Source organism: Phaeobacter italicus (assembly GCF_019801785.1).
Taxonomy (GTDB): Bacteria; Pseudomonadota; Alphaproteobacteria; order Rhodobacterales; family Rhodobacteraceae; genus Phaeobacter; species Phaeobacter italicus.
Map to the genome: position 1 here is coordinate 193,294 of NZ_JAHVIJ010000003.1, position 24,869 is coordinate 218,162.

At 57.6% G+C, this 24,869-nt stretch carries 27 protein-coding genes and 1 riboswitch; of the genes, 16 read left to right on the top strand and 11 right to left on the bottom strand.

What is annotated here, in order from left to right; genetic code table 11:
- The first annotated feature begins 33 nt into the window (after positions 1-33).
- From ptsP to KUV39_RS08550, 13 genes are all read left to right on the top strand, one after another.
- Positions 34-2,274 carry a phosphoenolpyruvate--protein phosphotransferase gene (ptsP, locus tag KUV39_RS08490; protein ID WP_008563053.1) on the top strand — a complete coding sequence of 747 codons (2,241 nt, stop codon included), beginning with the start codon at positions 34-36 and terminating at the stop codon, positions 2,272-2,274.
- A gap of 638 nt (positions 2,275-2,912) precedes the next feature.
- Entirely contained in the window at positions 2,913-5,207 is a 2,295-nt protein-coding gene (locus tag KUV39_RS08495; RefSeq protein ID WP_222459511.1) for a bifunctional salicylyl-CoA 5-hydroxylase/oxidoreductase, read from the top strand.
- Between the two features lie 5 nt (positions 5,208-5,212).
- Entirely contained in the window at positions 5,213-5,962 is a 750-nt protein-coding gene (locus tag KUV39_RS08500; protein ID WP_419555533.1) for an SDR family NAD(P)-dependent oxidoreductase, read from the top strand.
- Positions 5,962-6,420: a MarR family winged helix-turn-helix transcriptional regulator gene (locus KUV39_RS08505; RefSeq protein WP_222459513.1), complete on the top strand. Its 459-nt coding sequence runs from the start codon at positions 5,962-5,964 to the stop codon at positions 6,418-6,420. Before KUV39_RS08500 ends, KUV39_RS08505 begins: the two co-directional genes overlap by 1 nt.
- On the top strand, positions 6,417-7,220 hold the full coding sequence (locus KUV39_RS08510; protein WP_008561512.1) for an enoyl-CoA hydratase family protein: 804 nt from the start codon (positions 6,417-6,419) through the stop codon (positions 7,218-7,220). The genes KUV39_RS08505 and KUV39_RS08510 overlap by 4 nt, the downstream gene beginning before the upstream one ends.
- Before the next feature lie 107 nt (positions 7,221-7,327).
- The gene (locus tag KUV39_RS08515) at positions 7,328-8,488 is read left to right on the top strand and encodes an acyl-CoA dehydrogenase family protein (protein WP_222459514.1); all 1,161 of its coding nucleotides are present in this window, start codon (positions 7,328-7,330) and stop codon (positions 8,486-8,488) included.
- 1 nt (position 8,489) lies between these two features.
- Complete coding sequence (locus KUV39_RS08520) at positions 8,490-10,103, top strand: AMP-binding protein (RefSeq protein WP_222459515.1); 1,614 nt, start codon at positions 8,490-8,492, stop codon at positions 10,101-10,103.
- A 165-nt stretch (positions 10,104-10,268) separates the two neighbouring features.
- Positions 10,269-10,481: riboswitch (cobalamin riboswitch) on the top strand.
- 125 nt (positions 10,482-10,606) lie between these two features.
- Positions 10,607-11,392: a DUF4198 domain-containing protein gene (locus KUV39_RS08525; protein ID WP_046211237.1), complete on the top strand. Its 786-nt coding sequence runs from the start codon at positions 10,607-10,609 to the stop codon at positions 11,390-11,392.
- Positions 11,393-11,402: 10 nt separating this feature from the next.
- On the top strand, positions 11,403-12,020 hold the full coding sequence (cbiM, locus tag KUV39_RS08530) for a cobalt transporter CbiM (protein WP_008560297.1): 618 nt from the start codon (positions 11,403-11,405) through the stop codon (positions 12,018-12,020).
- Entirely contained in the window at positions 12,017-12,598 is a 582-nt protein-coding gene (locus tag KUV39_RS08535) for a cobalt ABC transporter permease (protein WP_222459516.1), read from the top strand. Before cbiM ends, KUV39_RS08535 begins: the two co-directional genes overlap by 4 nt.
- Positions 12,595-13,383 (top strand): cobalt ECF transporter T component CbiQ, encoded by a 789-nt coding sequence (gene cbiQ / locus KUV39_RS08540; protein WP_046211089.1) that lies wholly within the window; start codon positions 12,595-12,597, stop codon positions 13,381-13,383. The genes KUV39_RS08535 and cbiQ overlap by 4 nt, the downstream gene beginning before the upstream one ends.
- The gene (locus KUV39_RS08545; RefSeq protein WP_222459517.1) at positions 13,370-14,020 is read left to right on the top strand and encodes an energy-coupling factor ABC transporter ATP-binding protein; all 651 of its coding nucleotides are present in this window, start codon (positions 13,370-13,372) and stop codon (positions 14,018-14,020) included. Before cbiQ ends, KUV39_RS08545 begins: the two co-directional genes overlap by 14 nt.
- Positions 14,021-14,185: 165 nt before the next feature.
- On the top strand, positions 14,186-15,871 hold the full coding sequence (locus tag KUV39_RS08550; protein ID WP_222459518.1) for a tryptophan halogenase family protein: 1,686 nt from the start codon (positions 14,186-14,188) through the stop codon (positions 15,869-15,871).
- Between the two features lie 313 nt (positions 15,872-16,184).
- Here KUV39_RS08550 and KUV39_RS08555 read toward each other — a convergent pair whose 3' ends face one another.
- The 11 genes from KUV39_RS08555 to KUV39_RS08605 all read right to left on the bottom strand — a co-directional run bounded on the left by KUV39_RS08555 (position 16,185) and on the right by KUV39_RS08605 (position 23,729).
- Positions 16,185-17,165: a tyrosine-type recombinase/integrase gene (locus tag KUV39_RS08555; protein WP_222459519.1), complete on the bottom strand. Its 981-nt coding sequence runs from the start codon at positions 17,163-17,165 to the stop codon at positions 16,185-16,187.
- Positions 17,162-17,344: a hypothetical protein gene (locus KUV39_RS08560; RefSeq protein ID WP_222459520.1), complete on the bottom strand. Its 183-nt coding sequence runs from the start codon at positions 17,342-17,344 to the stop codon at positions 17,162-17,164. The genes KUV39_RS08555 and KUV39_RS08560 overlap by 4 nt, the downstream gene beginning before the upstream one ends.
- 160 nt (positions 17,345-17,504) lie before the next feature.
- Positions 17,505-18,152, bottom strand: a complete 648-nt coding sequence (locus tag KUV39_RS08565; RefSeq protein ID WP_222459521.1) for an HNH endonuclease signature motif containing protein — start codon at positions 18,150-18,152, stop codon at positions 17,505-17,507.
- The gene (locus KUV39_RS08570) at positions 18,149-18,388 is read right to left on the bottom strand and encodes a hypothetical protein (RefSeq protein ID WP_222459522.1); all 240 of its coding nucleotides are present in this window, start codon (positions 18,386-18,388) and stop codon (positions 18,149-18,151) included. The genes KUV39_RS08565 and KUV39_RS08570 overlap by 4 nt, the downstream gene beginning before the upstream one ends.
- 55 nt (positions 18,389-18,443) lie before the next feature.
- Entirely contained in the window at positions 18,444-19,457 is a 1,014-nt protein-coding gene (locus KUV39_RS08575; RefSeq protein WP_222459523.1) for a hypothetical protein, read from the bottom strand.
- Positions 19,458-19,516: 59 nt separating this feature from the next.
- Positions 19,517-19,978, bottom strand: a complete 462-nt coding sequence (locus tag KUV39_RS08580; RefSeq protein ID WP_222459524.1) for a hypothetical protein — start codon at positions 19,976-19,978, stop codon at positions 19,517-19,519.
- The gene (locus tag KUV39_RS08585; RefSeq protein WP_222459525.1) at positions 19,905-20,288 is read right to left on the bottom strand and encodes a helix-turn-helix domain-containing protein; all 384 of its coding nucleotides are present in this window, start codon (positions 20,286-20,288) and stop codon (positions 19,905-19,907) included. Before KUV39_RS08585 ends, KUV39_RS08580 begins: the two co-directional genes overlap by 74 nt.
- A 133-nt stretch (positions 20,289-20,421) precedes the next feature.
- Positions 20,422-20,745, bottom strand: a complete 324-nt coding sequence (locus KUV39_RS08590) for a hypothetical protein (RefSeq protein ID WP_222459526.1) — start codon at positions 20,743-20,745, stop codon at positions 20,422-20,424.
- 16 nt (positions 20,746-20,761) lie between these two features.
- On the bottom strand, positions 20,762-21,025 hold the full coding sequence (locus tag KUV39_RS08595) for a hypothetical protein (RefSeq protein WP_222459527.1): 264 nt from the start codon (positions 21,023-21,025) through the stop codon (positions 20,762-20,764).
- A 655-nt stretch (positions 21,026-21,680) separates the two neighbouring features.
- Complete coding sequence (locus KUV39_RS08600) at positions 21,681-22,961, bottom strand: hypothetical protein (RefSeq protein WP_222459528.1); 1,281 nt, start codon at positions 22,959-22,961, stop codon at positions 21,681-21,683.
- A 120-nt stretch (positions 22,962-23,081) separates the two neighbouring features.
- Positions 23,082-23,729, bottom strand: coding sequence for an XRE family transcriptional regulator (locus KUV39_RS08605; RefSeq protein ID WP_336512814.1), 648 nt, complete (start codon positions 23,727-23,729; stop codon positions 23,082-23,084).
- Positions 23,730-23,779: 50 nt separating this feature from the next.
- Between KUV39_RS08605 and KUV39_RS08610 the strand changes: the two genes are divergently transcribed.
- The 3 genes from KUV39_RS08610 to KUV39_RS08620 all read left to right on the top strand — a co-directional run bounded on the left by KUV39_RS08610 (position 23,780) and on the right by KUV39_RS08620 (position 24,803).
- Positions 23,780-23,989, top strand: coding sequence for a helix-turn-helix domain-containing protein (locus KUV39_RS08610; RefSeq protein WP_209033611.1), 210 nt, complete (start codon positions 23,780-23,782; stop codon positions 23,987-23,989).
- Positions 23,990-24,073: 84 nt separating this feature from the next.
- Positions 24,074-24,574 carry a hypothetical protein gene (locus KUV39_RS08615; RefSeq protein WP_222459530.1) on the top strand — a complete coding sequence of 167 codons (501 nt, stop codon included), beginning with the start codon at positions 24,074-24,076 and terminating at the stop codon, positions 24,572-24,574.
- Positions 24,567-24,803 carry a hypothetical protein gene (locus tag KUV39_RS08620; RefSeq protein WP_222459531.1) on the top strand — a complete coding sequence of 79 codons (237 nt, stop codon included), beginning with the start codon at positions 24,567-24,569 and terminating at the stop codon, positions 24,801-24,803. The genes KUV39_RS08615 and KUV39_RS08620 overlap by 8 nt, the downstream gene beginning before the upstream one ends.
- Positions 24,804-24,869 lie beyond the last annotated feature (66 nt).

The following is a 24,869-nucleotide window of genomic DNA, read 5'->3' on the forward strand; positions in this document are numbered from 1 at the left end:
GCCGACTGACACCAGAATTGTGTGAACGGCCCTATGGTAAAAGCGACCGAATCTGAAAGCCGCAACCTGTTGATGCGGTTGCGCGAGGCCATGGCTGGCGATGACGCCGGCCAGGCCCGGCTGGACAAGATCACCCAGCTGATCGCGGACAGCATGCATTGCGAGGTGTGCTCGGTCTATCTGTTCCGCGATGATGAGACGCTTGAACTCTGTGCGACACAGGGCCTGAACGTCGAATCCGTGCACCAGACCCGTATGCGCATCGGCGAAGGTCTGGTGGGGCGCGTGGCGAAGTTTGGCAAGGTGGTGAACACACCTGACGCCCCCAGCGCCAAGGGCTTTCGCTATATGCCGGAGACGGGAGAGGAGCGGTATGCTTCTTTCCTCGGGGTTCCGATCCAGCGCCTTGGCGAAATGCTCGGCGTGCTTGTTGTCCAGTCCAAAGAGGCGCGCGAGTTCTCCTCTGATGCGGTTTATGCGCTGGAGGTCGTGGCCATGGTCATCGCCGAGATGACCGAGCTTGGCGCCTTTGTCGGTGAGGGTGCGGCGTTGTCGCCCCTGCACCAGCAGCCCGTGCTCTTGCGTGCGACGATCGCGCAGGAGGGGGCCGTTGAAGGCCACGTCTGGCTGCACGAACCACGCGTCGTTGTCACCAACCCGATTGCCGATGATCCCCACCGCGAGCTGGAACGCCTGCATGAGGCTGTGGAAGAGCTGCGTGTGGGTGTCGACAAGATGCTCGAAGTCACCCAGACCGGTGACAAGGAGCAGTTGCAGGTTCTTGAGGCCTACCGGATGTTTGCGAATTCCAAAGGCTGGATGCGCCGGATGGAAGAGGACATCGGCCGCGGTCTGAGCGCCGAGGCAGCCGTGGAAAAGGAACAGTCGCAGGCGCGCGCGCGCATGTTGCAAGTGCAGGATGCCTATCTGCGCGAGCGGTTGAGCGATCTTGATGACCTGTCCAACCGCCTGCTGCGCATCCTGACGGGGCAGGGCAGTGCAACCGGGGCAGAAATGCCCGATGATCCGGTTCTGGTCGCCCGCAATATCGGCCCAGGTGAGTTGTTGGAATACGGGCGTTCCTTGCGTGGTATCGTGCTGGAAGAGGGCTCTGTGGGCTCTCACGCCGCGATCATTGCCCGCGCCCTGGCAATTCCATTGGTTGTCCGCACAAAGCGCATCACCAATGAGGCGCTGAACGGTGATCATATCATGGTCGATGGCGAGCAGGGGGTCGTGCACCTGCGGCCAGACGATACCGTTGTCGGCGCATTTCGGGACAAGATCGCGATGCAGGCCAAGGCGCAGGAGCGCTATGCCTCCATCCGTGACAAAAAGGCGATCACCCGTGACGGCTCGCGCGTGCATCTGCTGATGAACGCTGGCCTGATGGCAGATCTGCCGTCGCTTGAAAACTCTGGCGCCGAAGGCGTGGGGCTGTTCCGGACCGAACTGCAGTTTCTGGTGCGCAACCAGATGCCCAAGCGGTCTGAACTTGTTGCACTTTATCAGCGGGTTCTGGATTCGGCCGGGGGCAAGCGGGTGGTGTTCCGTACGCTTGATATCGGGTCGGACAAGGTTCTGCCCTACATGAAGCCAACGGATGAGCCCAACCCTGCGCTTGGGTGGCGGGCCATTCGCGTCGGTCTGGACAAGCCGGGCGTGATGCGGATGCAGTTACAGGCGCTGATCCGCGCGGCGAACGGGCGGCCATTGTCGATCATGTTCCCGTTTGTGGCGCAGTTTGAAGAGTTCCGCGACGCCAAGGCCGAGGTCGACAAGACCATCGAGCGCGAGCGCCGCCTGGGGCATGCGTTGCCGTCCAAGTTGGAAGTGGGCGCGATGCTTGAGACCCCATCGCTGGCCTTTGCTCCGCAGAAGTTTTTTGACGAGGTAGAGTTTCTGTCCATCGGCGGGAATGACCTTAAGCAGTTCTTTTTCGCGGCTGACCGTGAAAATGAACGGGTGCGCAGGCGCTATGATACGCTCAATGTCAGCTACCTTAGCTTTATCGCCCAGATCGTTGAACGCTGCGAGATTTCCGGCACACCGCTCAGCTTCTGTGGCGAGGATGCAGGGCGGCCGATCGAGGCCGTCTGCCTGGCTGCGATGGGATTGCGGATCCTGTCGATGCGGCCTGCGTCGGTTGGTCCTGTGAAGTCGCTGTTGATGCGTGTTGACCTGGGTGAACTGCGCAAAATCATCACCGATGCCCGTCATCGCGGCGATCAAACTGTCCGTCCGGCGGTGATGCAGTATCTGCGCGAAATCTGATCCAGTTCAGTGAATTTTACGGTAGCGGGAGCCTCTCGGGGCTCCCGCCTTTTTGTTTCTGATGGAAATTTGATTCAATCTATTGGTGTTTGTCTTGTAGTTTTCCACGTGGGATCTACGGCTCGGCTCCTGTCTTGGGTTGTCTTTTTCTGATAATTAGTGCGCGAAGATATGCGCATATCAGCGGTTTCTTGGGAAACGATTTACAAATATCGACAAAAGCGGCGTTCTTCGTTCAGATGCGAAGAATTCTCACTATGGGTGAGTGTTCCAGAAAGATACCCAGATTTATCCACAGGAGCGAAGGGCCGTCGTCCTGTCCAGTAACTCTCTGATTTTGCTGACGGCATGAGGTACCGATCTGGTCTGAATATGCTTGTCGGGGAGAGGTTCTCTACATCAACTCTGCCCGTTAGGGGTTTGTTAACCGGCGTTAATTTCACCGCTTCGACCGGCATTCAAGCGGTGATGGGACTGCGAGAGAGAAACTCCGGCGCAAGGGTTTGGGCAAAAGGTGAAGATTTTCTTAAGGCAAAGTCCGGCTTCACGGAAAAGCTTCAAGCATGAAATTTTAAACTTGAAATGTATTGCCAGCCGCATATTCTGACTGCAGCCAAGATTGCAGGAGGGAGTGCATCATGAAAATCGCCTGTCTGGGAGGCGGCCCCGCCGGTCTGTATTTTGCGATCTCGACCAAGCTGCGTCAGCCGGATGCTGAAATCACGGTATTCGAACGAAACAAGCCTGATGACACCTTTGGTTGGGGCGTGGTGCTGTCGGATGATGCGCTCGAAAACTTGACCGCCAACGATCCGGTGAGCGCCGAAAAGATCCGCGATAAATTCGCCTATTGGGACGATATCGCAGTGGTTCACGGCGGTGTGCGGACAGTTTCCGGGGGGCATGGTTTCGCCGGGATCGGGCGCAAGGCGATGCTGATCATCCTGCAAGAGCGGGCCCGTGAATTGGGCATTGATCTGCAATTCGAGACAGAGGTCGGCCCGGCGGCGTCCTATCAGGCGGATTATGATCTGGTGGTGGCCTGTGACGGTCTGAATTCTCGTGTGCGCAGCGAATTTGCGGAACACTTCAAACCCAACATCGATGTGCGCCCCTGCAAATTTATCTGGCTGGGTACGAAACAGAAATTTGACGACGCCTTCACCTTTATCTTCGAGAGGACCAAGCATGGCTGGATGTGGATCCACGCCTATCAATTCGATGCCGACACCGCGACGGTGATTGTCGAATGCTCTGCTCAGACCTGGGAAAACTGGGGCTTTGAAGCGATGAGCAAGGAAGAGATCCTGCGGACCTGCGAGGCGATTTTTGCTGATCATCTGGGTGGCCATGCCCTGATCTCCAATGCGGATCACCTGCGCGGTTCTGCGGTCTGGATCAACTTCCCCCGTGTGTTGTGCGAAACATGGCACCATGAAAACGTTGTTCTGTTGGGCGACGCTTCTGCGACGGCGCATTTCTCCATCGGGTCGGGGACGCGACTGGCCTTTGACAGTGCGATTGCGCTTGCAGAATTCATCACCACCGAACCAACGCTGGAGCAGGCCTTTGTGCGCTATCAGGAGGAGCGGCGGCTGGATGTGTTGCGCCTGCAATCAGCTGCGCGCAACTCGTTGGAATGGTTTGAAGAGGTCGAGCGCTATCTGGATATGGATCCGGTCCAGTTCAACTACTCTTTGTTGACGCGATCACAGCGGATTTCACACGAGAATTTGCGTCTGCGCGACGCGCAGTGGCTCGCCTCGGCTGAGAAATGGTTTCAGGATGCCGCGGGCGCGCCCAGCGATGCGCCGACCCGTCCGCCGATGTTTGCGCCGTATCAGCTGCGGGACATGCAGTTGAAGAACCGGATCGTTGTGTCGCCAATGGCCCAATACAAGGCCGTGGATGGCTGCCCGACCGATTGGCACCTTATCCACTATGGAGAGCGCGCCAAGGGTGGGGCAGGCCTGGTTTACACCGAAATGACCTGTGTTTCTGCCGAGGGGCGGATTACGCCGGGATGTCCGGGGTTGTATGCGCCAGACCATGAGGCCGCCTGGACGCGGCTGGTCGATTTTGTCCATGCTGAAACCGATGCCAAGATCTGCTGCCAGATCGGGCATTCCGGGCGCAAGGGTTCGACCCAGGTCGGCTGGGAGACGATGGATGCGCCCTTGACCAGCGGGAACTGGGAAACGGTATCTGCCTCGGCCATTGCCTGGTCCGACGCCAACCCGTCGCCACGGGAGATCACGCGCGCTGAAATGGACAGCATCAAGGCTGAATTCGTGGCTGCTGCGGAGATGGCCGCACGTGCAGGATTTGACATGATCGAACTTCATGCGGCGCATGGCTATCTGATTTCATCTTTTATTTCGCCAAAATCGAACATTCGCACCGATGACTATGGTGGATCGCTTCAGAACCGACTGCGCTATCCGCTAGAGGTTTTTGACGCAATGCGCGCTGTTTGGCCTGCGGAAAAACCGATGTCGGTGCGGATTTCGGCAAACGACTGGGTTGGTGACGAAGGCGTGACGCCGGAAGACGCGGTGGAGATCGCGCGGGCCTTTACTGCGGCTGGCGCGGACATCATCGATGTTTCGGCGGGCCAGACCACCACAGAGGCACGCCCGGTCTATGGCCGGATGTTCCAGACGCCGTTTTCGGACCGGATCCGCAATGATGCGGGGATCGCCACAATGGCGGTGGGCAATATCTATGAGGCGGATCATGCCAACTCTATCCTGATGGCGGGGCGGGCTGATCTGGTATGTGTGGGCAGGCCGCATCTGGCCGACCCCTACTGGACCCTGCATGAGGCGGCGCGGATCGGTGACCGTCATGCGGACTGGCCGCTGCCCTATCTTGCTGGCCGTGATCAGGCCTGGCGTCTGGCGGATCGCGAGGCAGAGGTGATCCGGGCATGAGCAGCATGATGAGCAAGCATGTGGTCATCACCGGCGGGGGATCTGGCGTCGGGGCCGCCCTTGCGCGCAGCTTTGCGGCTGAGGGTGCGCGGCTGACGCTTTTGGGGCGGCGGATCGAGCCGCTGGAGGAAATAGCGGAAGAAACCCAAGGCCTGCCGCTTGCCTGTGATGTCACTGACGCAGGCGCAGTCAGAGCCGCGCTGGAAACCGCGCGAACGGAACATGGCCCCGTAGCTGTTGCAATTGCCAACGCAGGCGCGGCGCCATCAAAGCCGTTTGCGAAGATGGATGAGAGAGACTTCTCTGCGGCGCTTGCGGTCAATCTCGGCGGTGTGTTCAACCTTTGGCAGGCGGTCCTGGCGGACATGAAATCCGCAGGTTGGGGCAGAATGATCGCTGTTGCCTCGACCGCAGGCCTGAAAGGATACCCCTATGTGTCGGGGTATTGCGCTGCGAAACATGGGGTTGTCGGGCTCACGCGCTCGCTTGCGCAGGAATTGGCGCGCAGCGGCATCACCGTCAATGCGATCTGCCCGGGTTTCATCGAAACCCCGCTTCTGGAGCGGTCGATCGCAACCATTGTCTCCACCACCGGCATGAGCGAGGAAGAGGCCTCGAAATCACTGCGTGCAGGCAATCCGCAAGGCCGGTTCATTCAACCCGAAGAGGTGGCTGACACCGCGCTGTTTCTGGTGTCGCCTGCCGCAGGATCCATTAATGGGGCGTGTTTGCCCCTTACCGGAGGGGAGATCTGATGCAGTCGGAACGGTCCAAGGACAGGCTGCGCCTGTGGCTCAAGGTGTTGAAAGCAACCCGCGCGGTGGAGGCGGAGATCCGCGAAAACCTGCGTCAGGATTTTGCAACCACGTTGCCGCGCTTTGACGTGATGGCGGCGCTCAGCCGTCATCCTGATGGGCTGAAGATGAGCGAGCTGTCAGGTGTGCTGCGCGTGTCCAATGGCAATGTCACGGGCATCGTGGAGCGGTTGGTGGATGACGGTCATGTGCGGCGCGAAAAGGTGCCGGGCGACCGGCGCGCGAGCCGGGTTCTCTTGACGCCAGAGGGGCTGGCGGAATTTGGCAGGCAAGCGGCTGCCCATGAGGGCTGGATCGACCAGATGTTCGATGCGGTGCCCAAAGATGCCGTGCACACCCTTTCCGAGGCGCTGGAGCAGGTGGCGCAGCGACTGGACAGCGAAGGATCAGACACATGATTTCAACAGACACCAAACATTTTCTGTGCCGCATCGAGGATGGCATCGCCACCGTTTCGCTGGACCGGCCGGAACGCAAGAACCCGCTGACATTTGACAGCTATGCCGAGATGCGCGACTGGTTCCGCGATCTGCACTATGATGACGATGTGAAGGCTGTTGTGTTTGCCCCCAACGGCGGCAACTTCAGTTCGGGCGGGGATGTGCATGACATTATCGGCCCCCTGACCAAGATGTCGATGAAAGAGCTCTTGGCCTTTACCCGGATGACCGGGGATTTGGTAAAGGCGATGGTCAACTGCGGAAAGCCGATCATTGCGGCCCTGGATGGGGTCTGTGTCGGGGCAGGCGCCATCATTGCGATGGCATCGGATATCCGTATTGCCACCCCTGAGACAAAGACCGCGTTCTTGTTCACCCGCGTGGGCCTGGCAGGTTGTGACATGGGCGCCTGTGCAATCTTGCCCCGGATCATCGGGCAGGGGCGCGCGGCGGAGCTGCTTTATACCGGGCGGTCGATGTCGGCAGAGGAAGGCGCGGCCTGGGGGTTTCACAACAAGGTTGTGGCTGCAGACGAGCTGCTGGCCGAGGCGCAGTCCTGGGCCACACGGATCGCGGCGGGGCCGAACTTTGGGCATATGATGACCAAGACCATGCTGGCGCAGGAATGGTCGATGTCGATCGAACAGGCGATCGAGGCCGAAGCGCAGGCCCAGGCAATCTGCATGCAGACGGCTGATTTCGAGCGCGCATATCAGGCCTTTGTCAAAAAGGAAAAACCGCTGTTTCAGGGTGACTGAGGCGCGCCGCTGCCGAAGCCTGTGCCACGGGAGAGGGCAGAGGCCTCCGGCGGGAGTATTTTTGGAAAGATGACAGGGGCTTGGCCCATTTGATCGGGAGATGAGACATGGCGGACAAGACGTTTCTGAGCTGGCCGTTTTTTGAGGATCGCCATCGCTCTCTTGCGGCGGAGCTGGATGACTGGGCTACAGGGGCTCTTGGCGATGTGGATCACAGCGATACCGATGCCGCCTGCCGTAGCCTTGTCACGGCGCTCGGAGAGGCGGGGTGGACGCAGCATTCCGCCGCCATGACAGGGGAGCGGCTGGACGTGCGCAGCCTGTGTCTGATCCGTGAAACACTTGCACGTCATGATGGGCTGGCGGATTTCGCTTTTGCCATGCAGGGGCTGGGAACCGGCGCGATATCGTTGTTTGGTACGCAGGCCCAGCAGCAGGAATGGCTGCCGCTGACCCGCGCGGGCAAGGCGATGTCGGCCTTTGCCCTGACAGAGCCGCAGTCCGGATCGGATGTGGCGAATTCCACAATGACGGCCACGCTGGATGGCGACAGCTATGTCCTGAACGGTGAAAAGACCTGGATTTCCAATGGGGGCATCGCGGATGTCTACACGCTTTTTGCGCGCACCGGAGAGGCACCCGGCGCCAAGGGGCTGAGCGCCTTTATCGTCCCTGCAGGCCTGCCGGGTTTCGAGGTTGTTGAACGGTTGGACACCATTGCACCACATCCGCTTGCAAGGTTGCGGTTCAGCGATTGTCGTATCCCGAAATCGGCGCTTCTGGGGCAGTCGGGGCAGGGTTTCAAGATTGCGATGTCGGTGCTGGATGTGTTCCGCTCCACCGTGGCGGCTGCGGCCCTTGGGTTTGCGCGGCGGGCCCTGGATGAGGCATTGAGCCGGGTCAGCGCACGCCATGTGCAGGGCGCGCCACTGGCCGATCTGCAGATGGTCCAGGGCCATATCGCTGATATGGCGTTGGATGTGGATGCTGCTGCGTTGCTGGTTTATCGCGCGGCCTGGGCCAAGGATAGCGGCGCGGCGCGGATCACCCGCGAGGCGGCGATGGCCAAGCTGTTTTCCACCGATCAGGCACAGCTGGTGATCGACAAGGCAGTGCAACTTCATGGCGGAGACGGTGTGCGGCGCGGTGAGAAAGTCGAAGAACTGTATCGCGATATCAGGGCGTTGCGGATCTATGAAGGGGCCTCGGACGTGCAGCGCGTGGTGATTGCGCGTCAGACACTTGCAGCCCATCTGGGAGGACAGTGACATGTTGGGACCAAGCGCGCATATCGACACGTTCACGCGGGACAATCTGCCCCCTGCCGACAGCTGGCCCGAATTCCTGATGGAAGGGTTTGACTATCCCGAACGGCTGAACGCCGCGGTGGAGCTGACCGATGCGATGGTCGAAAAGGGCTTTGGCGATCATACTGCGCTGATCGGCAACGGGCGACGTCGCACTTATAAGGAACTGAGCGACTGGACCAACCGGCTTGCCCATGTGCTGAGTGAGGATCTAGGAGTTAAGCCTGGCAATCGGGTGCTGATCCGTTCAGCCAACAACCCTGCGATGGTTGCCTGCTGGCTGGCCGCGACCAAGGCGGGGGCGGTTGTGGTCAACACCATGCCGATGTTGCGGGCAGGCGAGCTGGCAAAGATCATCGACAAGGCCGAGATTAGCCATGCGCTTTGTGATACGCGGCTGATGGATGAGCTGGTAACCTGCGCAAAGACCTCCGCTTATCTGACCTCGGTTGTGGGCTTTGACGGGACGTCAAATCACGATGCAGAGCTTGACCGGCTCGCCCTTGAAAAACCGGTCACCTATGAGGCGGTCGAAACCGGGCGCGATGATGTTGCGTTGTTGGGTTTTACGTCGGGCACCACGGGCGCGCCAAAGGCAACGATGCATTTTCATCGCGACCTCCTCATGATCGCGGACGGATATGCGGCCGAGGTTCTGGGGGTGACTTCTGAGGATGTTTTCGTAGGCTCCCCGCCGCTTGCGTTTACTTTCGGCCTTGGTGGATTGGCGATCTTTCCGCTGCGATTTGGCGCTTCTGCCACCTTGCTGGAAAATGCCTCGCCACCAAATCTCATCGAGATCATCGAGAAATATAAGGCCACGGTTTGTTTTACCGCGCCCACGGCTTATCGCGTGATGTTGCGCGCGATGGAGGAAGGGGCGGATCTGTCGTCGCTTCGGGCGGCGGTTTCGGCGGGGGAAACCTTGCCAGCGCCGGTCTATCAGGACTGGATCGACAAGACGGGCAAGCCGATGCTGGATGGCATTGGTGCAACGGAAATACTGCACATCTTCATTTCAAACCGTTTCGATGACCATCGCCCGGCCTGTACCGGCAAACCGGTCACGGGATACCAGGTTCGTGTTCTGGACAGCAACGGGGATGAAACCCCACGCGGAGAGGTTGGCCGCCTTGCGGTCAAGGGGCCGACGGGGTGCCGCTATCTCGCGGATGAGCGTCAGGCGGAGTATGTTCAGGACGGCTGGAACGTCACTGGTGACAGCTTTGTCATGGACCGCGACGGATATCTTCATTTTGCGGCGCGCAATGACGATATGATCGTTTCGGCGGGTTACAATATCGCAGGTCCGGAAGTGGAGGCTGCGTTGTTGGCACATGAAGCGGTTGCCGAATGTGCGGTGATTGGCGCACCGGATGAGGCACGCGGCGAAATCGTGCAGGCGCATGTGGTGTTGAGCGAGGGGCACAGCGCATCCGAGGCGTTGGTGAAACTGCTGCAGGATCATGTGAAAGCCACGATTGCCCCCTACAAATACCCCCGTCACATCGTATTCACAGCCGCCCTGCCAAAAACCGAGACCGGAAAGATCCAGCGCTTCCGCCTGAAAGGCTAGGGGCCGCAGGGGCCGCGGTTGTCTTGAGGCCCGGCGAATCCTTTTGTGTAGGGGACGCGCATCATATGCGCGGGGGCGATGTCGCTGTCGACGCTGCGATGTCGCCTTTCTGCCAATGGGTGTGTCCGGATGCGGAATTTCTTGACTTGCCACAGCCCATTTGACATTCCCAAAGATGTATCCGGTTCCGTACGTGTCTCAGACATGACGGAAGCAATAGGGAATACGGTGCGGCGTACCCAATAGGGACCAAATCCGTAACTGCCCCCGCAACTGTGAGCGGTGAGTGACGCTGAAGATGCCACTGGGATCTATCCGGGAAGGCCAGCTGAACAAAGACCCGCAAGTCAGGAAACCTGCCGGAAACTGATCCCTGTTGGGGTCATGTAACCGGACGCCGGGGTGAGCGTCTGGCACGGCGGTTATTCAAACCACTCCGCGCCATTACTCCCCGTTGTTCATTCCTGATTGCAGGGCGACCTGTGATGTCGAATGAGGACGACATGAAACAAACCTATCTGGCGGCTGCTCTTGCCGCTGCCTTGCCGGTGACAGCATCGGCGCATTTTCAACTGAACTATACCGAAAGCCTGTTGGTGGATCGGCCCGGTGAGGTGCCGATGGGGCTGATTTTCTGGCACCCGTTTGAAAACGGTCATGTGATGGACATGGGTGTGCCGCAGGAATTTTTCATGGTGCACAATGGCGAAAGAACCGATCTCTCGGATCGGCTGCAGCCACAACGCTTCAAGGGGGCCACAAATGACGCGGCGGCCTATTCTGCCACCGTTCCGGTCAAGCGTTCTGGCGATTACGTCGTGGTGACGGTGCCCGCCCCCTACTATGAAGAGAGCGAAGACATCTACATCCAGCAGATCGCAAAGGTCGTGCTGAACCGCAATACACTGCCGACAGATTGGGACCAGCCGGTTGGTCTGCCGACTGAAATTCTGCCGCTGAACAAGCCATACAATGTGATCACGGGATCGACCTTTTCAGGTCAGGTGCTGGCTGACGGCGAACCTGTGCCCGGTGCAGAAATCGAGGTCGAATACATGGCGGCGGAGCCGGATCTGAGTGGATTTTCCACCACCGCCCCCGTCGCGCAGCCAATGGCGGGCGGCGCAATCGTGGCCATCGCTGACGAGAACGGCGTCTTTACCTTTGGTATCCCGAAAGCTGGATACTGGGGTTTTGCGGCCCTCGGATCTGGCCCTCTGCGCGAGCATGAAGGCAAGGAGCTGAGCCAAGATGCGGTTCTGTGGATCCGCGCCGAAGATCTGAAGTGAGGCTGAGCGCGTGCATATCGTAGATGGAGCCCTGTCAAATCCGGTTGTGATCGGCGGCGCAGTCGCGGCTGTCGGCGGAATTGCGATGGGTCTGCGCAACCTGCCGCTGGAACGTATTCCTGCGGCTGGTGTCCTGTCTGCGAGCTTTTTTGTTGCCTCGCTCATCCATGTGCCGATCGGCCCCAGTTCGGTGCATCTGATCTTGAACGGGCTTGCCGGGCTTGTTCTTGGCTGGGCAGCGTTTCCTGCCTTGTTTGTTGGGCTGTTGCTACAGGCGGTCTTCTTTGGTTTTGGGGGCCTGACGGTTCTTGGGGTCAATGCGCTCAATATTGCCTTGCCCGCGGTTCTGGTCGGCTTGCTGTTTCGGCCGCTGGTTGCCCGCGGCAGCCCGATGCAGGGGGCAATCTGGGGCGGCATCGGTGGCGGTGTTGCGATTGCTGCCACCACTCTTGCGGTGGCCTTTTCGCTGATGCTGTCAGGTGATGAATTCATCCTTGCCGCGCAGTTGGTTTTTTTCGCGCATATTCCCGTCATGGTCATCGAGGCGGTTCTGTCGGGCGCGGCCATTTTTCTGGCTCGCCGGGTCAAACCCGAGTTGTTCCATGACGCGAAGGGAGGCCTGGCATGAGGTTGCGATCGGTCGTTCTGGCGCTTGCGCTGATGGCGCCGCTGCCTGCTGCAGCCCATAACGTGATTTCAGACGTCTTTCCCTCGGGCTCTGCCATTGAGGGGGAGGTCGGTTTTTCCAATGGCGAAATGGCCATTGACATGCTGATCGAGGTCTTTGACGACAGCGGCCGCAAACTGGGTGAGACGCGCACTGACGGGGATGGTTTTTTCGTCTTTACACCGAAGACCCCTGTAACCCACATCTTTCGGGGTGATCTGGGGGCGGGCCATGTTTCCGAGGCGGTGATGGATGCCGCTGACGTGGGCCTGATCCTGGGCGAAGCGCCCAAGGCGACCCCCGCCGCAGCGCCCCCCACAGTTTCACCGGGGATGGCAAGCGGTGGGCTGTCGGATCAGGCGCGCGCAGAGCTGGCGACAATGCTGCGCAATGAACTGCGTCCGCTGCGCCAGGAGCTGACGGCCTATAAGAACAAGTCCGATTTCCAGTCTGTTCTGGGGGGCATCGGCTATATCTTTGGCCTGTTTGGTCTGGGCTTTTACATCGCGGCGCGCCGCAAGATGGGGGCAGGGGTATGACGTATGTGCTGACCGACATGGACCAGCCAGGGTCAAAGGCCTCACTCCTGCGGGGAACGGTTGCCGGTCTGGATCCGCGCATGCGGATCGCGATGACGGTGATCTATGCTGTGGTTGTGGTCGCGTTGAGCAACCTTTGGGTGCTGGGCGGGGCCCTGGCTGTGTCCATAGCGCTTTTGGCACTGTCTGGTCTGCCGTTTCGCAAAACGCTAAAGCGCATGGCGATGATGGACAGTTTCATCATTTTCACCCTGATCCTCTTGCCCTTTACGGTGCCCGGCAGCGCAATTTTCAGCCTTTGGGGGCTTGAGGCCAGCTGGGAAGGTCTGTGGCGGGCGACGGAGATTGCGCTGACGGCCAATGCGGTGATCCTCGCGGTCATGACTTTGGTGGGCTCGATGGAGCCGGTCACAATGGGACATGCGCTTTTTGCGCTGAAGACACCTGCGCGGTTGGTTCATCTGATGATGTTCACCATCCGTTATATCGATGTCCTTCGCGAGGAATACCAACGCCTGCGCACCTCCATGAAGCTGCGTGGCTTTCGCCCCCGCAGCAACTGGCACACCTATCGCAGCTATGGCTATCTGGTGGGGATGATGCTGGTGCGCGCCATCGAACGCTCAGAGCGGATCCTGACCGCAATGAAGTGCCGGGGGTTCAATGGCCGCATCACCCTTCTCGAAGGGTTTCATCTGCGTCGATCCGATCTTGCTTTTGCCGCGGCTCTTGGGCTTGCGCTTTTGGGCCTTATTGGGGCAGAGATCGCCTATGCCACTTATTGAACTGCGCGACATCCATTTTGCCTATCCCGGTCTTGATCCGGTGCTGGAAGGCGCGTCGATGCAGCTGGCTCCGGGGGAGCGACTGGCCCTGATCGGTCCGAACGGGGCGGGGAAATCCACCCTGCTGAAAATCATCATGGGTCTGCTGGCCCCTACCTCTGGAAGCGTCGCAGCCTTTGGCCAGATCCGGCGGCAGGAAAGTGATTTTCACGAGGTGCGCCGCCGCATCGGTCTGGTCTTTCAGGACACCGATGATCAACTGTTTTGCCCCACCGTGGCCGAGGATGTGGCCTTTGGTCCGCTTAATCTGGGCAGATCAAAGGAAGAAGCGCTCGCCATTGTTGACCAGATTCTGGCCCGTCTCGGCCTTCTGCATCTGCGTGACCGGGTGACCCATAAGCTGTCAGGCGGCGAAAAGCGTCTGGTGACGTTGGCAACTGTTCTGGCGATGGAGCCAGACGTGCTGATCCTGGATGAGCCGACAAACGCGCTGGACCCTGACAACTACGCGCGCTTGGTCGACATCCTGCACAGCCTTGATCAGGCCGTCCTCCTCGTCAGCCACGACCCCGATTTCCGCAAAGAGATAACCTCCGGCGGCTACCGCCTGGAACAGCGCCAGCTATCGAGGTTCTGACAACGCCATCTGTGGGTTGGGTTGGACTTCTGACTTGTGGGACCTGATCCAGAACTGTCTTTGGGTTGCGGGCGCAGGATCAAGTTCGCTTTCGGTGTCGTAAAGGTAGCCAGGCGCAAGAAAATTACGCTACCATCCCTAAAAAAGAAACAGGGATGGAACTACATGGATAATCGACTGAAGAAGATCACCATCGTTGGCGGTGGCACGGCGGGGTGGATGACCGCTTTGATCTTAGAGACAGAATTTGCCCGCACATCCGCAGCAAAAGATCGACCAAAAATTTGCCTGATCGAGAGTCCAAATATCGCGACCGTCGGAGTTGGAGAGGCGACGGTGCCGCGGATGCCCAAAACGCTGCGACAAGCAGGAATTTCTGAGAGGGCATTTTTCCGCGAAACCAACGCTTCGTTCAAGCTGGGCGTAAAATTCTGCAATTGGAACAAAGATGCCAAGGGGAACCGGATTGACTATGTTAACCCCTTTGCGCACGGGCAGCTGTTAGAGGGGCTGGAAGCCGCCGAGTACTTTCTCCGTTTTGGCAACGGCGATCGCGATTTCACCCAGTCGATAGCACCTCATGATGACCTTGGCCGTCTCTGCAAGGGGGCGCGTCCCCTTGGTCAGCCGGAATTTGAGCAACGTTTTGGATATGCCTACCACCTCGATGCAGTCAAATTCGCAGGGATGCTCACAAAGGTCTGCACGAAACAGGGTGTGGAACACATCCGTGATGAAGTGACCTCGGTTGAGCTAGACGAGCACGGCAATGTTAGCCATCTGATGCTGGAGAAACGCGGCCGTCATGACATCGAAATGGTCATCGACTGCACAGGATTCCGTGGATTGATTATCAACAAGGCGCTTGGTGAGCCTTTTTTGGATTATTCAGAATACCTGCCTAACGACCGCGCCATGGCTTTGCAGATCGAGCATCCGGACCCAGAAAAAATTGAGAGCCTGACACGATCTACGGCGCTTGGTGCTGGATGGACATGGCGGGTGCCGCTCTACAATCGTGTTGGGACGGGCTATGTATTTTCGTCTGCACACCGTACGGACGATCAGGCCGCAGATGAATACCTTGAATGGCTGGGAGACAGCGGCAAGGGCGCAACCCCGAGAGTGATCCCAATGCGCATTGGTCGTGTGCGAAACGCTTGGGTCAAGAATTGTCTGGCGATTGGACTTGCTGGCGGCTTTATCGAGCCGTTGGAAAGCACCGCGATCCACATGATCGACCATGCTGTGCGTTGGTTCGCCGAACATCTTCCAACAAAGGAAATCGCGCCTTCTCTGCGGAGCAGATACAATCGTCAAATGGACAAGCTATACAATGAGGTTCTCGAATTCATTTGCTTGCACTACCGCCTTGGGAACCGCACGGATGATCAATATTGGATCGATGCACGGACGGAGATGAAGGTCCCTGATCGTTTGGCAGAGAACCTTGAGTTGTGGCAGCACCGTCTCCCTATGCCCCATGATATCGAGTTTGCAACATTGTTTGACTATCGCGTGTATCAAACAGTGCTTCTGGGGAAGCAGGTTTATGACACAGGTTACGGCGCGGGCATTCGGGACCGGCTGCGTCCTTTGAAAAAGCCGATCTGGTTCCAGTGGTGGAAGGGGGCCAAGATGGATTTGGCTCAAATCCTAAAAGCCATGCCAGACCACAAAACCCTCTTGCGCGACATTCGGGGTGAGTTGGATCAGTCTGGTTTCGGAATTGCTGCAGCCATGAAGCCTACGGTTTCGATGCCGGGCCAAGCAATGGCACCGTTTGCTGTCCAAAATATGCCAAGCCACACTGAGATCCAGACTGGCAGCAAGGATCTGCAACTATTCTGACCTTGATTGCCTGTCCTCGCGATGGTGCTCAGGAAAGACAAAAGGCCCAAGGCAAGGAGATCGCTTCTCTGCCTTGGGCCATTTCCAGCTCGCGGACCGCTGTCTGTGACACGATGCAGTGAGGGCGGTCAGTCGACAGATCGGAAGACCAGCTCGAAATTTTCATTTTGTGTAGATGGAGACTGGAGGCGAGTACCGGAATCGAACCGGTGTACACGGATTTGCAATCCGAACCCAAGTCATTGAAATAGCTGGATTACGTGTTGAGAAAAAGGCGGAATAAAACGGAAACGAACCGTGAAAGTTGCGAAGGCTATTTGCGCCTCCGCTGCGCTTCCAAAGCCCGCACTTTCTGCCGCGTCGAGCCTGCGTATTTTGCAATCATCGCCTTCGTGGTGTGGCCGGTGACTGCCGCTATCAAATCATCGTCGCAACCCAGCGCGGCCAGCTCTGCCGCCGCGGCATAGCGCAGCCCGTGCAGGTCATAGTCCTCGGCGCCAATCACCTTGCGCACGTTCATCACCGCCTCATGAGCACTGCGGTAGCTGGTCGGCTTTCCGCGGCCCCATGCGCAGATCGTCGGGCCAATTTTCTGCGTGTCCGCCAGGATGGCGCGCAGGTGCGAGGTGAACGGCACCCACAGCTTGGCCCCGGTCTTTCCCTGCGCCACGTTGATGCCGTCGCCCTCTATATCGCTCCAGCGCATTTTCAGAACATCACCGATCCGCTGGCCGGTCCCAAGGCACAGTTCAAATACTAGCAGCGCCCGGCCGTCAGCGGCGGCGCGGAATTTCTCGATCATCTCCGGGGGCCATGGCTCGCGCGGCTTGGTATCAGCTTTCAGAAGGGAAACGCCCTTGGCCGGGTTGTCGTCGCGCCAGCCCAGGTCGATCGCGTGCTCCATCAGGATCCGGACCACCTGCACGATGTAATTGGCAAAGCGCACGGTCTCAGCGTTGGCATCCCGTGCCCTGATCACGTCTTTGCGCTTGATGCCAGCAACGGCCTTGCTGCCGATCTTTTCCCGCACCCACGAGAGCACCTTGTCGTAGTCGCGCGCTGTGCGAGGCGCCAGGCGCCTGTAGCGCTGGCTGCGCTCGTAGTTGGTGACAAGGGCAGAGAATGTTTTGCCGGTGGTTGGGGCCGCCTGCGCGCCATTCAGAAGTGCGGCATACTCCAGAGCGAATTCCTTGGTCCCAGGGCGGCTCTCAATGCGTGTGGTCTGGTAGCCGCGGCGCTGAAAGTACAGCACGCCTTTCTTGTTGTAGACGTGCGCAGGTAGTTCTCGCTTCATCGTTTGAAGTCCACCTGATCGAAGTCATCCAGATCGCCGCCAGGTGTTGCCGGTTTTACATGCACCTTTCCATCCGGCTCGATGATCACGGAAAACCCTTGTGCTGCCCATTCTGTGACCGCCTTGCGTAGATCCGCCGGGCGCCAAAGCGGCTTGGTGACTGGTTCATGCTTGCCCATCAGTTATCCTCCTTTTCGGCGTGAAGCACCCTGCAAGGCGGAATGCATCGGTTATTTCTTTGGTCGGCTTCGAGCCAGTGGCAGTTGGCGTATGTCTTGGGCATATCGGCCTCTGGCCTTCACCAGTGCATTCTGATTGGCCACTGCCTCTTTGCTTGTGTCAGTCATGGTTTTCCCCCGACTTTGCCTGTTTCACCGCGTGGCTGAGCTGGGCGACCGCGAGAATGGTGGGGCGTAGTTCTGGCTCTGCCCTGTCATACTTTGGGAGCTTCCCGGAATTCCCGCCGTTTAGTCTGGGAAGGAGCGCCCGGGAGATCAGAATCCAGTTCTCAGGGTCCGTGTTTGTCTTGTTGCCATCGCGGCACTTCAGGCACATGCCTTCCGGCACGGGGCCGTTGGCCTTCTCCCAAAGATAGCGATGCTTCAAAACGTAGCGGCGCTCGTATCCCGTGTGCGGGTTGCGCTCATCGATGCTAATTTCGACGTACCCATCCTTTGAAACTCGCTCGTGGCCGAGATAGTTCGTGTTGTGGGGCTGGTTGCCTTTCTTGAACTGGGTACGCGCACTGTTTGGGTTGAAAGGCATTTTCTTGCCTTTGTTGTGCGGCTTCTGGCCTGTTTGGAACTGTCCAGTACGACCGGTCTTCCAGCCCCTTCGTTTCCGCAGGGCGTGTAGATTGTTGGCCGAAACGTCCTGACGTTTAAAGCGCTCCTGGAATGCGCGGTGGTATTCGCTGATCACCATTCCCCGGTTGGCCTCAAGCCAAGCCAGCTCTTGTGCGGTGTATTTGATGGCGTGACCTTTCATGCCTCTGACTTTCCGAGCTGGGGGAGGTGGGGCAGAACAGCTGATCCGTGTTCAGCGAACAGTTTCGCGGCTTTCAGCTGTAGGTCAGCGTTGCCTACGATCTGATCAGAGAGCGATACGATTGCCTCAGTCCTTTTGACCTCACCCTCGATCTGCTCACTGGTAAGGTTTTCCTCCGACAGCCGTTCCAGCTGGGCAAAGAGGTGATTATTCAGGTCGGACAGCTTGTTTTTCATGACGTGGTTCTCCGTTAAACACTCAGCGGCTGGATCGCGGTGGCGTCTGAATAAATCAGGCGGCTTTATCAAAGCGGACGTGTTGGCCGTCTGGAGTGACAAGTGAAAGGACATTTGGAACGCGGCGGACCTCGGCTTCTGCCTCTTCGCGGGTATAGCGTCCGGCCCGGTTCGCGTCGGTCGAATAGCCACAGTAATTTGGACCGTAGTAGGCGTCATTTTTCCGAGACCAAATTCGGTAGACTGGCTGATCGCCGAACAGGACCAGCTGCAGCTCGTGGGCGCGTAGGAAGTCAGATCGAGCGATTGCAGCAGAGATCAGGCTTTCGAGTTTGGCTCGGCGTGCTCTTGTGTTCCGCTTGCGGCGTAGATCGTCTGGCTGAATAGAGAACAGCTTAGAGCAGGCCATGTTGGTCAGTTCGTAGGGTGATACCTTGACCCACCACATGCTGTTCAAATTGTAGAACGCCTGCCCTCGGCGCAGACGGCCATCCAGGCCCGCGAACCAGACTATCTGCCCATGCTCAAGGAGGCGTCCATCCGCGCTCTTGCGATTGTAGTCGGCATGCCAGTTCGGATGCCCAAGTTTGGGGTCCGTGTGAGTACACTCCTCGTACTTCTGAGCAAGCTTCTCGTCTGCGCTTTTGGGCTCGTGGGATCGGCCTTTGATGGCAGTTGCGAAATTGTCCTGCAGCCAAGAAAGGAGCTTTGATCGTTCGAGCATGAAGCTTTTTTGATCAAGGAAAGGCATCCTCTTGAACTTGTCGAAGTCATAGCGGCGGCCGTTGCGGTTATCCTGCCGCGCGACTGATGACCAGATTTCGAGCTCCACACATCTCCCCGCAGCCTGAATATGCGCGCGAAGATTGCCTTTCGCTGCTTGACGGGTATTTGGGCTCAAAGACGCCCAGTTCCGTTTGGTCTCCGGGTCTTCATGGACGGTCCAGCCTCGATCGCGCAGCAGTCGGATAAGGCCACCGTAAACCTCCTTCTTGAAGGACGGGTCGTTGGGATCATCTTGCCAAATACCGATGTGTGAATCGTACAGGTTTATTTCCAGCTTTCTCATTGGCGAGCGAGCTCCTGAGTTTCGAGGCCTTGTGTAGACGCGCTGGGCGCGATGCATGACTATGCGCTTGGGGCCGCAACGCCGCGGCCGAGCCCAAGGTTGTCGGCGTAGTTTTTCATCAGATCCTGCATCTCTACGTCGGCCCACTTTTCGAGTTTCGAATTGCGGTCCTCTTTGGCCTTGCGCCTGATGATACTGGCGGCCTGATAGATCAGGGTTTTCGGATACCCCTTCTTCTTCGCGGCCGCTGCGATGTCCTTCTGCCCATCTGAGGGCTTCTTGCTCCCAACGGCATGCAGGTCCGCATAGCGCTGGGCGAACCCCATCACTTCTCGTTCAGTTGCTCGCCAAAGCTTGCGCTTTACTTCGAGGTCTTCGGGCGTCTCGAAAAGGTGGTTTGAAATTGACATGGTGATACTCGCAAAAACGGGGTGAGGGAGCTTGGACTTATTCAGCAGCGATGGCTGCGGCGTTGCCTGGCATATCGCCGTTGAGGCCAACCAGCCCTGCAGCGACGACATTGAGAGCTGCCTTCCCCATTGGGCTTGCGGCCCGGTGCGCCCGCACGATCTTGATCTCGTCGGAGTTCAATTCGGGGTCGGCGTCAGGTGCGGCGTCTTCCGTGGGAAAGAAATCCGACGTTTTTGCTTCAAGGTAATTGGCAATCATCCAGAGGCGGGACGCACTTACCCGGTTTGCGCCAGTTTCATACTTCTGGATCTGCTGAAACTTGATACCCACGGCGTTTGCGAGCTCTTGCTGTGAAATCCCAGCCAGAAGGCGAGCTTGGCGGATCCGTTTTCCAACATGGATGTCGATGGGGTGAGGCATGGCGATGTTCCTTTGATCTATCTGCACTTGGGCGCGGCCGGTTACCGTGAGTGGGTGTTGCCGCGCCCGGCGGAGCGGGACTGCCCGCGTTGTTCAAAAGGGGCCGGGGCCGGGGCCCCGGCCAGTTCTTGCGTCAGCAGGTTTCAGCCTTCGGCAAGGGGGAGTGTTCAGGAAGCGGCGCTTGGCCGTTGTAGGGGCAGTCGTGGCGCCAGTCCGTCGCGCGCCGTGCCGGGTCAAGGTTGCAGCGGACGCGAGCAGCCCGGATCCAGCTGGAGATCGCGGCATTCACATCATGGCCGGTGCCCTCGATGCCAAGCATCTCGATCTGCCAGCCACTGCCGCCCTCGTAGACCGCAGGGGAGATCTTGCCTCCGTTTGTCCGGATCAGAGTCCTACGGCCAAAGCAGGAGCGGTGCTCCAGATCTAGGGCAGCGGCGTGGATTTCTTGGTGGGTCACGGGCGATGCCATGGTGCTACTGCCGCACAACATGGGCGGGCAGCTTGTTGATGAGCCAGCCTGCCAAAAGGGTTGGCGTCCTACGAGGGCGCGCCACCGTGTCCAGTTGCCCTGCCAGTCGATAGGCGAGCAGCTCACCTGCCATTTCTGGAAGCATATGCCGGGCCATGGCCGCCAACTCTTCGTCAGTGCAGGTGGCCAAAGATGTCACAGGATCATTGCCCGCCATGGCGCGCAGCTGGCCGTCTGAAATCAAACTTTCTGAGGGTGCGTTCTTCATTGCGATTCTCCCTTGGTTGAGAATCGTTTTACATAATGTGAAAAATAGGCGCAAGAAGAAAATTCACATAATGTAAATTGCCCTCGATCTGCGCTGCCAGACGTGCAATAAAGGTGGTGCGCAGCGCGGACAAAAAGAAACCCCAGCACAGTGGCCGGGGTCAAGGAGTGCAGGGTGGTCACTCCAGAGGTGCTTATAAACGTCACTGCCAAACTTCTCAGGAAGAGGTTGGGCCAGAACAACATGCGGGCAGAGTGGTTAACGTGTGGTTAATCGTGCAGCCAAAGAAAAACCCCGCCGGAGCGGGGTTGGATCGTGTAGTGCTTTTGATTTCTTTAGCTGAAGCACCGCTTCTGAAAGGGCGCCAATCAGCATAACTTCAGTCAGCTATCGATCTGCCTTCGTCAGGTCTCTTGAGATAGATCCCACGTGCCTAGTTCTGGCTCTTGTTTACTTGCGTACCGGATTTCGATCTCTGCACCCAGATATGAGCTGTATCTTCCTTAAGGGTCTGATTGTGCCTGACTTTTTTGACAAAGTCCAAGTATTCCTGCTGATAGATGTCAAAGCCTTCATGCCCGGCTTTCACGTCTTCTTTCGCTGGAAGCGAACTGAGTTCACACAAAGTAATCATGGCGTCTCCTATTGACTATACTTAGTCTTTTGAGTGCAGCCTACGCAAGTAGCGTTGGTTCAAATCAATGTCAAAGAAGTGTTTGCGCTTCTTCCACACTAACCCTTCGTTCTTCGTGATGATTGCGACGTCGACGGGTCCCCCCACTGTTTCGCTTGGACGGGTTACTTTTTCTTTAAGGGACTGGAGATCAATCATCGTAGCGGCCAGTTCGGCCATTTCTTCTACTGGGAGCATCGAGATTACTCTCTCCAGTGGAGCTCCATGCTTTTGTCGAGACTCGTCTAGGATTTGTGAACCTACTGGTCTCAGTACCGTTTGTGTTAATTGCTCGAAGTCCCTCTCGTCGACTATGATCTGCCCACTGGCGTCTTTGAGCGCATTGCCTGTGTCAGTTCGTTCTATTGCCCCTCCAAGCTTAGCAACAAATGGAGCCAACATATCGGGTAGAGAAGACCTCTGGATCTCCTGAATTGTGCTGTAAGCTTGAGCATCAAAGCCAACAATAAAGGTGTCCGCCATTGACGATTGAGCGAACCCGGAAATGTACGAGTTATTCTCGTGCGAGATTTGGGTGACCTGCTCATCAGCCATTACCAGTCTGTTTGCGATAAAGCCGGTGCTTTTTGCTGCAAACGCTTCTGGATAGATTGAAGCATTTCCAAAACCGGCAAAGACAAGTCCGGTGGAGCTCTCTGGGAGCTGTTTGGCTTTGAGCTTAATATGGAGCGAAATTAACTTGAGAAGTTGGTCATCTGTACGATCTTCTAGGTAAGGAAAGCCATCATCTGCTCTCATTTGTTGAAGAACATGGGACGGAGTTTCATTTAGAATTTCAGCAATGAAATCATTGTCTAACCCGTTCGTGAAGGCCAGCGCCTCTACCTTTCCTTCGAGAAATTGAATGTGCCCTTCTTCATCGAATTCGGCGTCATCCTCCAGTCTCTCGTTGAATTCCTTACAAGAAATCGCTGTCTCTATCGCTACAGAGTTGGTGAAATTTTCCTGACGGGCCGAGGCAGGAAAAAACTGATGGTTGTCATTGAGGAATTGCTCAAAGGCCTTGGCGTAGCCTTGGACGCTATCGAAGGAACTATCGCTCAAGTGCTTTCGAAATGCCTTGATAACAAGCTCCCAGGGGACCCCCATTATCTCAGCATTTCCATAGATCATTAGTCCGATCGGATGAAGGTCAGATAGTTGAAAAACCTTGTTCGCACCTTTGAAATATCTCTGATGGCGTTCGCCGTTTTCATAATACGAAACGGTTGAAGCGCTGTCGGCAGCGAGGACAACACTCATTCTGTTCATTACGCAGATTTCAGATGTCAATTCATCTACTCCGTTTTGTAGTTGTACTGCGATTATAGACCCAATACGTCATTGCAGCGTTGTCATCGCGCGCGTCGCTAGGTGCCCCCTTTACCTCTTCCTCACAAACTCCACTGGCCAATGCAGCCTGACGCGGGCGGCCCACTTCAGGCGAACATTCCACATGTTCGCACCGGTGGGGTTCAGCGAGATCAGGTGAAACAGCCCCGGCTCATCTCCGGCTTTGACTTGCTTGACCCAACCCATGCCGTCCGTGTCCTCGCAGACACACCGATTTCCAATGACGTCGCTTGGCACACTGTCGTGTCCGTTCCGGCTGTAAAACAGCAGATCCCCGGCGGAATATACCGGCTCCATGCTGTCGCCCTCGACCTCAACGGCAACAATGCCGTGCGGAGATAGACCAGGCGGACACTCGACCTGAGGGCCATCGCCCTTTTCGTAGGCGTCGAACACAGGCACCTGCGCACCGGCGCCGACTTTTCCGGCTACTGCGATGGTTGGGCGATCCTCAATGATGAGATCCGAAACGGCAACGCCTAGAATGTTAGCGATACCTTCCAAGTAGGTCTCATTCATGCGGCGTTTACCCTTCTCCAGGCCATTGTAGAGGCCCGTAGAAATTTCAAGCCGGTCAGCCATGTCCTCTTGGGTCATGCCAGCCGCAAGGCGTTTTTCACGTATGCTGAATCTCATGCCTACCCTATGCGGCATGTGCGGTATGCGATCCATGTACATTATGTAAAATATCCCTTGCTGTAAAAATTCACATAAAGTAAAAGTTCGGCATGGATATCACCGAACACATCAACGCAAATGGGCTCTCGCGGGACAAGATCTGCGAGCAAGCCGGTATTTCCCGGCCATTCTTGAGCCTGATAGAGCGGAAGGAGCGCAGCCCCGGCCCTAAAACGGTCGGTCGGCTGGCGAAGGCTCTGGGCGTCACTGTCGGAGACTTGCGACCGGATTTGGCGGGCCTCTTTGGAGACGCCGCCTAACCCTTCCTCTCTGCCAATCACTGCTTCCATGCTTCCAATTTGGGCGCAGTCAGCACGAATGCCAAAGCAATGAGGTTGCCCAGCATGGCTAACCAGCGAAACTATCTTCACACCCTTATCCGCGGCTTGGTGGTCCGATACTTCCCCGGCAAACAGAACTGCGCGGCTCGCGAAATCGCAGAGTTCTGGGCTGGTCGCGGGCTGGAAGACAGCGACGTCGATTTTGGTGGTTTCTCACGCAAGATGAACGGAAGCCGCGCCTTCGATGTCTATGACCTCTTCGCCCTGGTTCAGATCACGGGCGATAAGCGGCCTCTGTTGGCTTTCAATGAGGTTCAGGAGGGGAACCTACCTCCCAGCATACCAATGCCCGTCTTGGCCGCGCGTGCTGCCAAAGAGTCAGGCGAGTCTGTTTCCGCAGCAATCGAGGGGGGAGACCTCGCTGAGATCGCGCGTGAAGCCGGGGAAGCTGAAGCCGCGCACCGAAAGATCCGTGAAGAGGCAGAAGCCCTTATGCGCAGCGGCCCTAATCCCGATGAAGACGCGGCAGCAGCGGCCAGTTCCGGAGGTCATAGCGATGGCTGAGCGCAGGCGGATCCTGGACCAGAGCTATTTCCGTATTGGCCACGTGGTGGTCAGGACAACCGTTCACAGAGAGAACGGACAGACATTCAGCCTCTTCCCCGATGTCGAAGGGGGAGAGGCAAAGCCATTGTTCACCGGCCACATTGAGAAGGGCATGGGGACAGAGCTGCGGCGGCTGGCGCACCACTTTGACGACTTGGAGGCAAAGTTGCCAGAGGTGGGACGATGACCAGCCGCCACCAGCCTATTCGCTGCGGGATCAGCTGCGGCGTTTCAATGACAATTCACGCTGATT